We start from the raw sequence: 15,549 nt of genomic DNA, 5'->3' as shown, positions 1-15,549 counted from the left end.
TTATTTAGGGGAGATTTGTTTTTAGGATATTAAAAATAATGAGTGACGATAAAAAGAGTAAATCCTTTTAACTCTTTTTGTTAAATAACTTTCTCGTACAAAAATGATCCTGACTCTGGCTTTTTATGGTAATTGCTTAACCTATCATTCATAATTTTTATTGGGTCACAAAAATTAAGTGTTCTATCAAATAATGTTAACTGAGGTTGAGCTAATAAACATAAACAAGCTTGAGCCCCCACTTCAGTCACTAAAAAAAGAGCGGTTTCGTCTTCTTCTCTTAATGAAACTTCCACCACTTGAGACAAATAAGGGTTGATTTGATTATTGTTAACTTCAAAATACCAACTCTTAGGCATCAATGGTTTTAAAAAGCGATGGGCTATTAATGCATTTAACGCTAATTCAGCTCTTGACTCTGATGGCATGTCAATTTGTCGAATTTGCCCATCGTATCCATAATAAAGAGCTGCATCATCGACGGTAAAAGATGCTGATTGTCGAGCACTTTCACTCAACATTTTGCTTGGAAAGCGAGAACGAAAAACCATACCATTTGCTAAATCAAGCATTAATTTTTGTTGCTCAACATCAAAATACCAACGCCAGCGATCATCGGGTTTTATTATCACTAATTAATCCCCCTTCGATTCATTTCCTGTTTTATACTCTGATAAACAATCAAAATTAAATGACATAAATAAAATATTTAATATCACCTAACAAAAACAGGATTCATTTTACTATTAATTAAGCACAATCAGTGCAATTTAATAAAAAATAACCAACTAGGGGCAATATAAACGAGTTAGGGACAGAAGAAAAGCCCCTAACTCATTATTAAATGTATTTAGATATGATTAATTATAGATTTGATAAGTGCAGGACCTTGATAAATGAATCCTGAATAGATTTGAATAAGAGAAGCACCTGCATCCATTTTTTCTCTGGCTGCTGTTAATGAATCAATTCCACCAACACCAATAATAGGTAATGCACCTTTTAATTCTTCATTTAATTGGCGAATTATTTGTGTACTTTTTGATTGTACTGGGCGACCACTTAATCCCCCTGCTTCATTACAGTGATCTAATCCACTGACTAATGATTTATCTAATGTGGTATTTGTCGCAATAACACCATCAATATGATGACGAACTAAGCTATCTGCAACTTGAATTAATTCTTCATGCGTTAAATCAGGTGCAATTTTAACAGCAACAGGAACATATTTTTGATATTTACCCTGTAACTCTAATTGTTTATTTTTAATTGCAGATAATAAATCGTCTAATGCTTCACCATATTGCAGTGTACGCAAACCTGGGGTATTTGGTGATGAGATATTGATTGCGATATAACCCGCATAAGCATAGACTTTTTCCATGCAAATCAAATAATCATCTTTACCTTGCTCTACTGGGGTATCTTTATTTTTACCGATATTAATACCCAGTACGCCACCATAACGAGATTGCTTTACATTTTCAATTAAATTATCAACGCCAAGGTTATTAAATCCCATTCGATTAATTAAACCTTCGGCTTCCACTAAGCGGAATAAACGAGGTTTATCATTTCCCACTTGAGGACGTGGTGTCACTGTACCAACTTCAATAAAACCAAATCCCATTGCACCCAATGCATCTATACAATCACCGTTTTTATCAAGACCGGCAGCAAGACCAAGTGGATTTTTAAACGAGAGTCCCATACAAGAAACGGGTTTAGAAGGAAGTGACTGCTGAATAAGAAATTGAAATGGGGAATGAGATAAACGTTTTAACTGGCGGAAGGTAAAATCATGGGCACGTTCAGGATCTAGCCGAAACAATGCCTTCCTTACTAAGGAATAATACATACGATCTCCATTGAGAATATCGGGTATTAGGAATGATATGTCTACGACAATTTAAGCGTCGTGCATCATATAGATAAAAGCACGAAAAGTAAACGTTTCAATTTCATAATTCATCATAAAAAATCCCCAGACTATGCTGGGGATCTAGTTATCTTGCTAATTTCATATTTATTACTCACTCATAAAGTGATATGAAACGTAATATTAATCAGCTAATGCTTTAGTGATTTTCTCATAGAGATCACCTGATAAATTCTCAAGCTCTTTCAGTTTTAATAACTCTACACGCATTTTTTCTTGGCGTGTTGCATCATAACGTTTTAAACGAATAAACGGTTCAATAAGGCGTGAAGCAACTTGTGGATTGCGGCTATTTAAATCAGTCAGAATTTCTGTCAATAACAGGTAACCAGAACCATCTTCAGCATGGAAAGCCACTGGATTATTATTCACAAATGCACCGATTAATGCACGAGTACGGTTAGGGTTTGCTAGTGTAAATGAGCGATGAGATAACAAACTACGAACTTTTTGTAACACATCTTTTGCTGGGCTCATGGCTTGTAAACTAAACCATTTGTCCATCACTAAACCATCTTGATGCCATTTATCATCGAACTCTTGTAATAATGTATCTTTACAAGGCAACTGCGCCATTACAGCAGCATTAAGTGCAGCAAGCGCGTCGGTCATGTTATCACTATTGTGATATTGCATATCAACAAGCTGATTACCTGTTTGCTCATTTTCAACCGCTAAATAAGCTAAACAAACATTTCGTAAATCGCGCTTTGCAATATCATCATGATTAACACGATAAGCACCGATATGCATTGAATGATAAACAGCAGAGAATTCATCTGCCATTTCAGTTGCTAAGGTTTTACGAATAAAATCAAGTGCCTGATGAATGGCAACAGGATCGATAATACTAAATAATTCACCCGCTTCGACATCTGTTGGTAACGTCAGAATAAGGGCAGCTAGTGCTGGATCGATATCTTTATCCAGTAATACTGCGCGGAAAGCATCAACGACCATTTCAGGCAGAATGCATGTTTCACCCTTTTGAACTCGAGCAACATTTTCTTTTATATAGCGGCCTAATAATGCTTGAGCTGCATCCCAACGTGAAAATGCATTACGAGCATATTTCATTAAGAATGAGAGTTGCTCATCCGTAAATGGGTAGTCAAGTTTTACAGGCGCAGAGAACTCTCGTAATAAAGATGGGATTGGCTGTTCTGGAACGTCATCAAATACAAATTGTTGTTCTTCACGAACGACATTCAATACATTAGAAATTGCCTGACCTTGTGAACGCAAAGGGATCACATTGCCTTTATGATCATACAATTCAATATCTAATGGAATATGTAGCGCTTGTTTTTCAGCTTGATCAGCTGTTGGTGGTGTCATTTGACTAACAGTTAAAGTGTATTGCTTTTTATTCACATCATAACTATCACGAACGGTCAGTTGTGGTGTACCTGATTGGCTATACCAACGACGGAATAAAGTGAGATCAACATTAGAAGCATCTTCCATCGCTTGAATAAAATCGTCACAGGTTGCAGCACTACCATCGTGACGATGAATATACATTTGAATACCAGCTTGAAATTGCTCTTCACCTAACAAGGTGTGGATCATCCGGATCACTTCTGAACCTTTTTCATATACTGTTAAAGTATAGAAGTTGTTCATTTCGATCACACTATCAGGACGAATTGGATGTGCCATTGGGCTTGCATCTTCTGCAAACTGAGCGGTACGCATCACGCGTACATTATTGATACGGTTAACAGAGCGAGAACCTAGGTCAGAGCTAAATTCTTGATCACGGAAAACGGTTAAACCTTCTTTTAAACTTAACTGGAACCAATCACGACAAGTAATGCGGTTACCTGTCCAGTTATGGAAATATTCATGACCAATAACTGACTCAATGCCTAAGTAATCTTTGTCAGTCGCCGTTTCACTTTTCGCTAACACATATTTAGAGTTAAAGACATTCAGCCCTTTATTCTCCATTGCTCCCATATTAAAGAAATCAACAGCAACTATCATATAGATATCGAGATCGTATTCTAAATTAAAGCGAGATTGATCCCATGCCATCGCATTTTTCAATGATGTCATTGCCCAATCTGCACGATCTAAATTACCTTTATCAACAAAAAGCTCTAAAGCAACTTCACGACCGCTTTTGGTGATAAAAGTATCTCGTAATACATCAAAATCCCCTGCTACTAGCGCAAATAAATAGCTTGGTTTTGGATGTGGATCTTCCCATGTTACCCAATGATGACCATCATCCAGTTCACCTTGAGCAATCCGGTTACCATTAGACAATAAATAAGGATATTGTTTTTTGTCTGCAGTGATTGTAGTGGTGTAACGAGCTAACACATCAGGTCTATCTAAATAATAAGTAATATGACGGAAGCCTTCAGCTTCACATTGTGTACACAATGCATCGCCAGAAACATACAACCCTTCTAATGCGGTGTTAGCCGATGGATTAATATTGTTAACAATTTTTAATGTAAATTGTGCTGGTAGTTGTTCAATGATGAGTTTGCCGTTTTCTTCTTTATAGTGTGTCCAAGCAACATCATTTACTGCAATTGATTTTAATGTTAATTCTTCACCATCTAACACTAATGCTGTTGCATCTGAGTTTAGACGTTTACATTGGCTTATCGCTGTAATCTGGGTATTTTCTTTATCTAAGATAAAATCAAGATGTAAATCGGTGATTGTGTAGTCAGGGGCACGATAATCTTTGCGAAATTTCGCGATTCTTTGTTGTGTCATAGAAAAAACCTTTTAGTTAACACGACTATTTAACGGTTATATTACCAAAGCTTACTCGTCAAAAATCTGTTTAGCCAGTCGAATATTCAATTGAAAACATTAAAAGTCAACAGAATGTTAATTGTTTATTAATACATGTAATCAATTTATTTGGTAAATGATGCTAATATACTCCCAAATTATGTTTAACGTGGTAAACTCATCTAAGTTTTACAGCTTGTTTTTATGTCGCAGAGAAATATTGTTGAATAGTGACGCTTTGTCATCATATTCGGGTATACTCTCCAACCTTAACGATTTAGCTGACATAAAAACGCTCCGTGAGGATGCTTGACGCGCTATGATTTTAGACGCTACACCGATTATTACATCACTGTTGGATACCGATGCATACAAGCTCCACATGCAACAAGCGGTTTACCATCATTATAGTGATATTCCTGTCGTTGCTGAGTTCCGTTGTCGGAGTGATGAACGTCTAGGTGAATATGCAACAACCTTACGCCATCAAGTTAACATGATGGCAGACTTGTCATTGACGAATGAAGAATTTGACTATCTTCAGAGTCTCCCTTTTTTCAAAAATGACTATCTGCAATGGTTTAAGCATTTCCGCTTTAAGCCAGAACAAGTCCAGATTTCAACCACACCTGACAACCAACTTACCATAAAAATCACAGGCCCTTGGCGTGAAGTTATTTTATGGGAAGTCCCTTTGTTGGCTTTAGTGAGTGAAATTGTACATCGAGCTCGCTCTCCACAAATCACGCCTAATGATGCGGTTAATCAACTACGTAAATTAATTGATATCTTCTACCGTGATGCGGCTGAGCAACAGATTGACTTAGCTGATTTTAAACTGATGGATTTTGGTACTCGTCGCCGTTTTTCTTATGATGTGCAGTGCGCCATTGTGGATGAGCTGAAAAATCATTTCCCTTATCTTATTGGTACAAGTAACTATCATTTAGCAGAACGTATGCAATTAGCCCCTGTGGGTACACAAGCTCATGAGTGGTTTCAGGCGCATCAGCAGATTAGCCCAGAGCTGGCCAATAGTCAGCGTGCAGCTTTACAATCTTGGTTAGATGAATACCCCGACCAATTAGGTATTGCATTAACAGACTGTATTACGATGGATGCTTTTTTGCGCGATTTTGATAAGGCCTTTGCAGAGAGTTATCAAGGTTTACGTCACGATTCTGGTGATCCTATTGAATGGGGTGAAAAAGCGATTGCGCATTATGAGAAACTGGGCATCGACCCAATGAGTAAAGTATTAGTCTTTTCTGATAGCCTCGATTTTCAAAAGGCATTAGTACTTTATAAACATTTCCATAAACGCATTCGTTTAATCTTTGGTATTGGTACTCGGCTAACTTGTAACATTCCTGAAATAACGCCTCTTAATATTGTGATTAAGCTGGTGGAGTGTAATGGTAAGCCTGTGGCTAAATTATCAGATAGTCCAGGCAAAACGATTTGCGAAGACGATGATTTTGTTGACAAGCTACGCAAAGCCTTTGATGTTCCACTTGTCAAACAAGCCTGTTAATTAGCTAAAAATCTTCATTAATAAAAGAAAGGGTAATAATTGCCCTTTCTTTTGCCATACCCCCTGCTTTTATCAATATTTCACCTGTTTTTATCAATTTATTTTATACAAAAGCTTTTTTCTTCTTTATTGACTCTTTAAACTAAAATTTCCTACTTGTTTCCTGCGCTATTGCAAGTAACATAGAAAAACTGTCCGACAGGGGCAGAATGAATTAACCAAACAATTATTTTAATTAAACGAAGAGAGATTTATTTATGATCGTTGCGCCTGTAGTCGACGTACTGCAAGGCCGTATCGCGGTTGGCGAAGACGTCACCGTTCGCGGTTGGGTACGTACAAGAAGAGATTCAAAAGCTGGTATCTCATTTCTTACCGTCTATGACGGTTCCTGCTTTAATCCAGTACAGGCCATCATTAATAATAATTTACCGAATTATCAAGATGAAGTGCTGCACTTAACCACAGGCTGTTCTGTGGAAGTCACCGGTAAAATTGTTGAATCTCCGGGCCAGGGACAGAACTTTGAAATTCATGCCACTCAGGTTGTTGTGGTAGGAATGGTCGATGATCCGGAAACTTATCCGATGGCCGCCAAACGTCATAGTATTGAGTACCTGCGTGAAGTTGCTCACCTTCGTCCTCGTACTAACTTAATTGGTGCAGTTGCTCGTGTTCGTCACACATTAGCACAAGCACTACATCGTTTCTTCGATGAACAAGGCTTCTTCTGGGTTTCTACGCCACTAATTACCGCGGCTGATACAGAAGGTGCTGGCGAGATGTTCCGTGTCTCTACACTTGATATGAACAATCTGCCTCGTACAGATAAAGGCGACGTTGATTTCAGTGAAGACTTTTTTGGTCGTGAAGCGTTTTTAACGGTATCTGGCCAGCTAAATGGTGAGACTTACGCCTCTGCATTAAGCAAAGTGTATACTTTCGGCCCAACATTCCGTGCTGAAAACTCAAATACCAGTCGTCACCTTGCTGAATTTTGGATGGTTGAGCCTGAAGTGGCATTTGCTGATCTTAACGATATCGCAGCACTTGCTGAAAAAATGCTGAAATACACCTTTGCAGCCGTATTAGCAGAGCGTAAAGATGATATGGAGTTCTTTGCACAACGTGTCGATAAAGACGCTATCACACGCTTAGAGAACTTTATCACCTCTGACTTTGCTCAAATCGATTATACCGATGCAGTTACTGTGCTTGAAAACTGTGGTGAGAAATTTGAAAACCCAGTTTATTGGGGTGTTGATCTCTCTTCTGAGCATGAGCGTTATCTTGCAGAGAAACACTTTAAAGCACCTGTTGTGGTGAAAAACTACCCGAAAGATATCAAAGCATTCTATATGCGTATGAATGAAGACGGTAAAACAGTTGCAGCAATGGATGTATTAGCACCAGGTATTGGTGAAATCATCGGTGGTTCTCAGCGTGAAGAGCGTTTAGATATGTTTGATAAACGTTTAGACGAAATGGGAATGAGCAAAGAAGACTACTGGTGGTATCGTGATCTGCGTCGCTATGGCACCGTCCCTCATTCAGGTTTCGGTTTAGGCTTTGAACGTTTAGTTGCTTATGTGACCGGTGTCGCAAACGTTCGTGAAGTTATTCCGTTCCCACGTACACCAAGAAATGCAGATTTTTAATTTAGTGATTAATTAGTATTCAACTAGAAATTTGCATTGCTGTTTTATTGTACTCATTTTACTTAAGTGAAGAAGCCAACCACAAGGTTGGCTTTTTTTATGCATGGCTGTTATTTGATTAAAAAGTTCCCCCAAATACACACTTTGAAATACATAGTTACAATTTGTTACACTTTTTTCGTTTTTGTAGCAAATTGGGGGTAGATAAAATTTTTTACCAATGGAACACTGTCACCCGACACAGACGACACTTAACTCTCATAAATAGTTCCATAAAAATTAAGAAACTATTTCTGGCAGTGACAAAGGTGTCTGAATAACACCAATGAGGGTAATAATAATGATGAAGCGCAATCTTCTTGCAGTGGTAATCCCAGCTTTAATGTTTGCTGGTGCAGCAAACGCAGCTGAAATGTACAACAAAGACGGCAACAAAGTAGACATCTACGGTAAAGTTGACGTTCGTCATTACTTCGCTGATAAAGATTCAGGTGAAGACGGTGATGCATCTCGTGCACGTATCGGCTTCAAAGGCGAAACTCAAATCAATAAAGATTTAGTTGGTTTTGGTCGTTTCGAATATGAAATCCGTACAAGCAATACTGAAGGCGATACTGATTCACGTGCTCGTTTTGCTTACGCTGGTTTTAAATTCGCTGACTACGGTTCACTAGACTACGGTCGTAACTACGGTGTGATTTACGACACCAACGCATGGACAGACGTTCTGCCTTTATGGGGCGGCGACTCAATGTCACAAACTGACGTTTATATGACTGGTCGTTCTACTGGTGTTTTAACTTACCGTAACACTGATATGTTCGGTTACGTTGATGGCCTAAGTTTTGCTCTACAATACCAAGGTAAAAACAACGAAAATACCAGCAATGCTTGTGGCGACAAATGTGTACAAAGTAGTAGTACTCACTATAGCGTAGATAAAAAAGCTAATGGCGACGGTTTCGGTTTCTCTACAGCTTATAACTTAGGCTGGGGCGTAACTCTGGGTGGTGGTTACTCTAACTCTGCTCGTACTTCTAGCCAACAAGCCTCCAGCTCTGCTAAAGGCTCACGTGCGGAAGCATGGAACTTTGGTGGTAAATTTGCAGCTAACAACGTTTACTTAGCGGCTATGTACGGTGAAACCCGTAACATGACTCATTTCAAAGGTGAAGGTAACATCGCTAACAAAACTCAAAACATCGAGTTAACAGCACAGTATGACTTTGCTGATTTAGGTATCAAACCATCTTTAGGTTATGTTCAATCTAAAGGTAAAGACCTGTATAATCAAAGTACTGTTGTTGGTGATAAAGATTTAGTTAAATATATCTCTGTAGGTTCTTTCTACAAATTTAACAAAAACATGACTGCAGTTGTTGACTACAAAATCAACCTGCTGAAATCTGATAACAAACTGGGCATCAACGACGACAACGTAGTTGGTTTAGGTCTGACTTATCAGTTCTAATTACCGCTTAGGTAATTAAACAGTCAAGTTAATTGATTTGAAAAGCAACACTTCGGTGTTGCTTTTTTATTTATACTGCTACTACCAATCTTAATCTCTTATTATTTATCTCGCTTTTTTCTTCTTATTCACAATGCTTTCTTTTTCTTTATTTTTGTATTTGCAGTGGATTTGTTTATTTATTCACTGAAAAATATCGCATTTTCTTTATTTTTAGTAACGTCAAAAAGTTTATCATACTAAACAATTATGTCTTTTTAGTGATTATTTTTATATGTTAATGTAATCACAGGATATTCACTTATTTACATCTTGTTTTGCTATTTATTCTCACTTAGTTCACAACTTCTTGTTAATTTCTCTACAAACAGTTGGCAAAAAGGCCTCATAGCGTTACTCTTGATACTCATATTTCGGCTTCGTTTTGAGCTTAGGGAACAATTACACTATGTTTGAGAAAATCATTGCTGCACCAGCCGATCCTATTCTAGGTTTAGCTGATAGTTTCCGTTCTGATCCTCGTGAAAACAAAATTAACTTAGGGATTGGTGTTTACAAGGATGAAACAGGTAAAACCCCTGTTTTAACCACTGTTAAGAAAGCAGAAAAATACCTGTTAGAAAACGAAACCACTAAAAATTACCTTCCTATTAGCGGTATCCCTGAATTTGGCAATGTGACCCAAGCACTTTTGTTTGGTGAACAGCACCCTATTATCACTGAAAAACGCGCACGCACAGCACAAGCCCCTGGTGGTACAGGAGCTTTGCGTATTGCTGCTGATTTTATTGCTCAGCAAACCACTGTAAAACGCGTCTGGATAAGCAATCCAACTTGGCCTAACCATAATAATATTTTCCAAACTGCAGGTCTTGAGATCTGTAATTACGATTATTATGATGCTAAAAATCATGGGTTAGACTTTGATGGTATGTTAACAAGCCTTGCTAAAGCGCAAGCAGGTGACGTTGTTTTATTCCATGGTTGCTGCCATAACCCAAGTGGTATTGATCCAACGGAAGAACAATGGCGCCAATTAGCTGAACTGTCAGCAGAAAAAGGCTGGTTGCCTGTTTTTGACTTTGCATATCAAGGTTTTGCTCGTGGTCTTGAAGAAGATGCACAAGGCTTACGCCTCTTTGCAGAAAAAAATCCTGAGCTTATTGTTGCCAGTTCATATTCTAAAAACTTTGGTCTTTACAATGAACGTGTAGGTGCATGTACCATTGTTACCAAAGATAGTGACACTGCTGAAAAAGCCTTTAGCCAAGCAAAAGCAATTATTCGTGCCAACTACTCAAACCCACCAGCACATGGTGCTTCAGTTGTAACAACTATTCTTTCTAACCCAGAGTTAAAAGAAGAATGGATTGAAGAGCTAACAACCATGCGCGAACGTATTCAGCGTATGCGTCAACTGTTAGTGACTACATTGCAAGAAAAAGGTGCTAAGCAAGACTTTAGCTTTATTATTGACCAAAATGGTATGTTCTCATTTAGTGGTTTAAATAAAGAACAAGTTGAGCGTTTACGTGCTGAATACGGTATTTATATCGTAGGTTCAGGCCGTATTAACGTAGCGGGTTTAACTCTTGAGAATATGGTTCCACTATGTGAAGCCATTGTTGCTGTGCTCTAATTGCTATCTAAAGCGTAATTAAGATAAATGCCACATTATTAAATAACGTGGCATTTTTATTTACAACCAAAGAAATACAAATCTCATTTTTTACTGATAAAAAAGCGCTTTATAATAAAGCGCTTCATATTTATTCGCTTATATCAGCACATTATTATTACCAGATTGGCATTTCATCTTGTAAAAACGGATTGTATTGACGCTCATGACCTAAATTAGACATAGGGCCATGTCCCGGAATAAACAGATAATCATCACCTAAAGGCAAAACTTTATTTTTGATTGATGCAATAAGATCAGCGTGGTTTCCCCGTGGAAAATCGGTACGACCAATACTTTCTTTGAATAACACATCTCCCATAGAGATAATTTTATTCTGATGATTCACAAAAATAATATGTCCAGGTGTATGACCTGGGCAATGTAAAACAGATAACGAAATTGTTTTACCGATTGTTACGGTATCACCCTCATTTAACCAACTATCTGGTGTAAATGATTTTCCACAAGGAAAATTAAACATACGACACTGTTGTTCTAATTCTTCAAGTAGAAAATTATCATCTTTATGTGGCCCATAAACAGGAACATTAAAATGTTCAACAATTTGAGAAGTGCCTGCAATATGGTCAAAGTGTCCGTGTGTTAATAATACTTTGGTCAATGTTAATTGGCGTTCTTCTATTTCTGCAATTAACGTTTCAACATCTCCACCAGGATCAACAATTGCCGCTTCCTTCGTTTCATCACACCAAATAAGGGTGCAATTTTGCATATAATTTGTCACAGGTACAATGTGATACATCATGAATCACTCCACTCTCTATTAACTAATTCTCAATAGGTTACCATGAGCGAACCGGTCCTGTATCAATATGCACAAAATTACTTCTTGGATAATATCCAACACCACCCGCTTTCATTCTTAATGCAACTTGACGAACTTTTGAAAGTTCTGTGCCTACTAAGCGAAAATCCATTGCTTGTCCGCGAGTATGGTAGCTTTTCTTAGCAACACCACTGCTGCTTTGGCGCAAATTATTATTAGTCACTAAAGAGCGATAACCTGAAATAAGTTCAACGGGTTTATTGTTATTCAGCATTACTTGCAGTAAATAGATTTGGTCAAACAGGGCAGGATCAATCGTTTTAATTTTATTTTGTCGGTAATCTCTAAACAGATGGTTTAGCTTAGCAAGTTCATGTTTATTATAACGTTTTCCATCAAAAAACTCGGCTTTAATAGTTTCACCAGTATTTAAATTATTAAAGCGAAGAATTTTTGGGCGAGGTGTTGCTAATGAAGCAAATGCATGAGAAGGCAATAAACCTAACCCCACAGCGGCCATACCGAGCCCCAGCCACTTACGGCGGTGTGAATCAATAATATCCATAGTATATGCACTCAACAAATTATTTCGGGAGGAAGAACCTTTATTATGACAATATTTTTCCTGAATTGTTTCTTATGGTTTGTATAGTATTGTAAATAACACTTCGTTTCAATTTATCAACATTTCAAATCTTATTAATTTAGTTATTTATCCTAAAAACCCTTTTTATCATTCTAATTTTATTGGAAATTTAAAAAGTATTTTATAAATTATAATTTTTTCATACTTTTATTATAGAACATGGTTTTTTAAATTTATCTTATTGATTAATATAAAAAATAAAGGATGGTAATATATCCATCCTTTATTTGGCTTCTATTTATCTATATTACAAATATTTCTTAATATTCTCTAAATACGACTCTGCATTTGAAATGCTTTTATCATAACCATAAATATCTGCACGATATTGAGGTGCATTTTCCTGTGCTACCCATGCGGTTTGATAATATAAATAAACTGGGATACGTTCAGGAATTGGGGCATATTGTGTTGAACCACGTTTTAATGCTGCATCAATTCTATCTTGTTTCCATCCTGCATCACCCAATAAAATTGAAGCAAGTTCAGAGGCTTTATTAACACGAATACAACCTGAACTGATTGCTCTCATGTTTTTTGAGAATAGCGAATGATTTGGAGTGTCATGCAGATATATCGCATCTGAATTTGGCATATTAAATTTATAACGACCTAATGAGTTTGTTGGCCCCGGAGCCTGCCAAATTCGGTAAGGGAAGTTATTCGCACTCACATTTTGCCAATCAATATCATAAGGATTAATTGGATAAGCATCATTCCCCCACCCTGAATAAATGGTATATCCCTTACGACTAAAGTAACTAGGGTCTGCTTTACCTCTAGGCACAATATCTTTACGCGTCATGCTTGTTGGCACATTCCAAGGTGGATTAACCACGACATTATTGAGTGCACTACTCATAATCGGTGTTTTTCTATCGGGGCGACCGACAATGACTTTTGAGTCAAGGATAAGTTCGTTATTGGCATAAAAATAGAGCGAGAAATCAGGAATATTAACCCAAATTCCAGTATCACCAATAGCTGGCGTCAAGCGAAGGCGCTGAATATTCAATGCCATAATGCTAGCGCGTTGTGCGGGTGTTATATTTAACCACGTTCGTGTTTGTCGCCCAATAATACCATCGGGCTCTAACCCATGAGCAGTTTGAAATAATTTAACAGCCGCAACTAAAGACGCATCATAAACGGTTGTCGCAATTTCCTGCTCATTCACTGCCAACTCAGGAATTAATTTTAAATTACGTAAAATCTGTCTAAGCGGTACAACTTCTTGTGATGATTGATTTGGCTTTAATGATGTCGTTCCTTTCATTTCTGGCCAAACAACGGAACTATGTAATTGCTTTCGCAATTCCTCTTTCATTAAAGCGTAATAAGGGTGAGATGGTGCATAAGAAATAACAAAGCTACCTAAAGTGTTATTTTGAATATTTTGTTGTAACTCAATCACTGAACTATCGGAAGGAGCAGATAATACTTGTGTTGCACTGCGATACAGTAAAGATGTGCCAGATTTATTTACTTGCTCAACAAAACTGATATAACCTAAAAAGGCATCTGATAAAATAATATCACGCCCTTCTTGAGTTAATTCAGGTGTTTCTAATTGTGTTAACCATTGCCCAAACTGGGGCTGAATGCCTGAAATAGCGACTTCTGCTATTTGTTGCTGTAATTGTTGTACTATTTTTTCATCTTGCCAAATTAATGCCAGATTATTCGCTTGGTACATTTTCACAAGCTGAGTTAAATATGAAGGTTTATAACCTACAGGAAGCCATGATTGCAGTTTTGTTCTTACTGCTAACTCAGTCAATTGTGGGGCATCCATAACCACAATTGCAGGTGCTGGCATAGCTTCGTTATTCACAGGAACTAATACCGTGTTTTCTGTTTCGGGCGCAGATAAAGCCACCGACTCTGTTTCTGTAGCTATTGCATAATGCCCAGAAAGGAGTGTACCTATAACAGCTGAATATGCGATTGCTCTTTTAATTGGTTGATGCGCCATAAATCCTCTACCCTCATCCCTTATTATTATTTTGGTATCCTAGAATATTAGATGAGCTAGGCAAAGAGTTTTATAGGAATAAACTAATATTTTTAACGTTTTGTAAGTCCCTGATAGAAATTTAGTTTTATTTAATCAAAAAAAGACTATTTAGCTGTTTTTATATTCAAATATATTATTTAAATAAAGGTGCAATAAAAGAACAAAAAACAGACAAATCAGAAATAAGCTTTCAAGAAATAATAAAGAGTTGTGAAGAGATAAATAAAATAATTTTAATAAAAGATATTTTAAAATAGAAAAAGGCGCAGTTTCCTACGCCTTACAAATAGAGGTAAACAAAGGGGAAAAATTAATACTCTGAATTGATAACAACTTCTTCACCAAACTGACCTGCTTTTGGCAGTGGTTGGTAAGAAGAGTTAGCTGCACGCAGAATACGAATACCACGGATATTCAGTTCATCTGCTGCTGCGATATCTGCATCAGCATCACCGTAGTAAATTTTCAGTTTGTGATCACGCATCCAGCTTACTTTGTTATTTGCACCAGGTTGGTCACCCGCAAAAATAACTGGCTGCATTTTATCAGCAGGAATGTTTAAGCCTTCTTGTACATATTTGGTCACAGTCTCAGTTTTAGTTTGAGTACGACCCGTAATGAAATAAACAGTATCTCCACGTTTTAAGTGCATCTGAACAAGATCGATACCGACTTGTTTAGGCATACTGAATTTATCCCACTCGTTATTCATTTTTTCCCAGAATTCTTGGTTTTTCAGGTAGCTGAAATCGTTTGGAGAATATTCTAGTTTACCACGATAGAAACCTGGGCTTGAGAACAGAACGGTGTCATCGATATCAAAACCAACTGCCATGGGTGCTTGACCTGCAAGGCTTTTTTCAATATCTGCAACAGAAACCCAATGAATTGGTTGTTGTTGTGCAAGTTGTGCAACAGTAACACCTGGGCTAACAACTTCTGGCATATGAACTTTTGCCATTGCCGCGCCATTTAAACTTAACGCTAAAGCAATTGCACTAAAAGCTAACGTGACTTTACGCATTTTCTTTCCTTTAATTTTTATAGTAATCA

At 37.3% G+C, this 15,549-nt stretch carries 11 protein-coding genes; 4 read left to right on the top strand and 7 right to left on the bottom strand.

All coding sequences use genetic code 11. The annotated features are described in order from the left end of the window. Nucleotides 1–80: 80 nt before the first annotated feature. From CUB63_RS04440 to pepN, 3 genes are all read right to left on the bottom strand, one after another. Nucleotides 81–632, bottom strand: a complete 552-nt coding sequence (locus tag CUB63_RS04440; protein WP_109847545.1) for a cell division protein ZapC — start codon at nucleotides 630–632, stop codon at nucleotides 81–83. Nucleotides 633–850: 218 nt separating this feature from the next. Further along, complete coding sequence (gene pyrD, locus CUB63_RS04435) at nucleotides 851–1,861, bottom strand: quinone-dependent dihydroorotate dehydrogenase (protein WP_109400845.1); 1,011 nt, start codon at nucleotides 1,859–1,861, stop codon at nucleotides 851–853. Nucleotides 1,862–2,065: 204 nt separating this feature from the next. Beyond that, the gene (pepN, locus tag CUB63_RS04430) at nucleotides 2,066–4,681 is read right to left on the bottom strand and encodes an aminopeptidase N (RefSeq protein WP_109847544.1); all 2,616 of its coding nucleotides are present in this window, start codon (nucleotides 4,679–4,681) and stop codon (nucleotides 2,066–2,068) included. A 340-nt stretch (nucleotides 4,682–5,021) separates the two neighbouring features. Here pepN and pncB point away from each other — a divergent pair, with 340 nt between their 5' ends. The 4 genes from pncB (at nucleotide 5,022) to CUB63_RS04410 (ending at nucleotide 11,004) form a co-directional block, all read left to right on the top strand. Then, complete coding sequence (gene pncB / locus CUB63_RS04425; RefSeq protein ID WP_072062785.1) at nucleotides 5,022–6,236, top strand: nicotinate phosphoribosyltransferase; 1,215 nt, start codon at nucleotides 5,022–5,024, stop codon at nucleotides 6,234–6,236. 257 nt (nucleotides 6,237–6,493) lie between these two features. After that, complete coding sequence (gene asnS, locus CUB63_RS04420; protein WP_006537389.1) at nucleotides 6,494–7,894, top strand: asparagine--tRNA ligase; 1,401 nt, start codon at nucleotides 6,494–6,496, stop codon at nucleotides 7,892–7,894. Between the two features lie 340 nt (nucleotides 7,895–8,234). Beyond that, nucleotides 8,235–9,365: a porin gene (locus CUB63_RS04415; protein WP_109847543.1), complete on the top strand. Its 1,131-nt coding sequence runs from the start codon at nucleotides 8,235–8,237 to the stop codon at nucleotides 9,363–9,365. 448 nt (nucleotides 9,366–9,813) lie between these two features. Then, on the top strand, nucleotides 9,814–11,004 hold the full coding sequence (locus CUB63_RS04410; protein ID WP_109847542.1) for an amino acid aminotransferase: 1,191 nt from the start codon (nucleotides 9,814–9,816) through the stop codon (nucleotides 11,002–11,004). A gap of 157 nt (nucleotides 11,005–11,161) precedes the next feature. On the opposite strand, the gene CUB63_RS04405 is transcribed toward CUB63_RS04410, so the two are convergent. The 4 genes from CUB63_RS04405 to aphA all read right to left on the bottom strand — a co-directional run bounded on the left by CUB63_RS04405 (nucleotide 11,162) and on the right by aphA (nucleotide 15,520). Next, on the bottom strand, nucleotides 11,162–11,812 hold the full coding sequence (locus CUB63_RS04405; protein WP_109847541.1) for an MBL fold metallo-hydrolase: 651 nt from the start codon (nucleotides 11,810–11,812) through the stop codon (nucleotides 11,162–11,164). A 37-nt stretch (nucleotides 11,813–11,849) separates the two neighbouring features. Further along, complete coding sequence (mepK, locus tag CUB63_RS04400; protein ID WP_072062789.1) at nucleotides 11,850–12,398, bottom strand: peptidoglycan L,D-endopeptidase MepK; 549 nt, start codon at nucleotides 12,396–12,398, stop codon at nucleotides 11,850–11,852. A gap of 328 nt (nucleotides 12,399–12,726) precedes the next feature. After that, nucleotides 12,727–14,454 (bottom strand): L,D-transpeptidase, encoded by a 1,728-nt coding sequence (ldtD, locus tag CUB63_RS04395; RefSeq protein WP_109847540.1) that lies wholly within the window; start codon nucleotides 14,452–14,454, stop codon nucleotides 12,727–12,729. Between the two features lie 352 nt (nucleotides 14,455–14,806). Next, nucleotides 14,807–15,520, bottom strand: a complete 714-nt coding sequence (gene aphA / locus CUB63_RS04390; protein ID WP_072062791.1) for an acid phosphatase AphA — start codon at nucleotides 15,518–15,520, stop codon at nucleotides 14,807–14,809. Between the last annotated feature and the right edge of the window lie 29 nt (nucleotides 15,521–15,549).

It is taken from the genome of Proteus penneri, assembly GCF_003144535.1.
GTDB classification, from domain to species: domain Bacteria; phylum Pseudomonadota; class Gammaproteobacteria; order Enterobacterales; family Enterobacteriaceae; genus Proteus; species Proteus penneri.
This window is presented reverse-complemented; position numbering and strand designations above follow the sequence as displayed.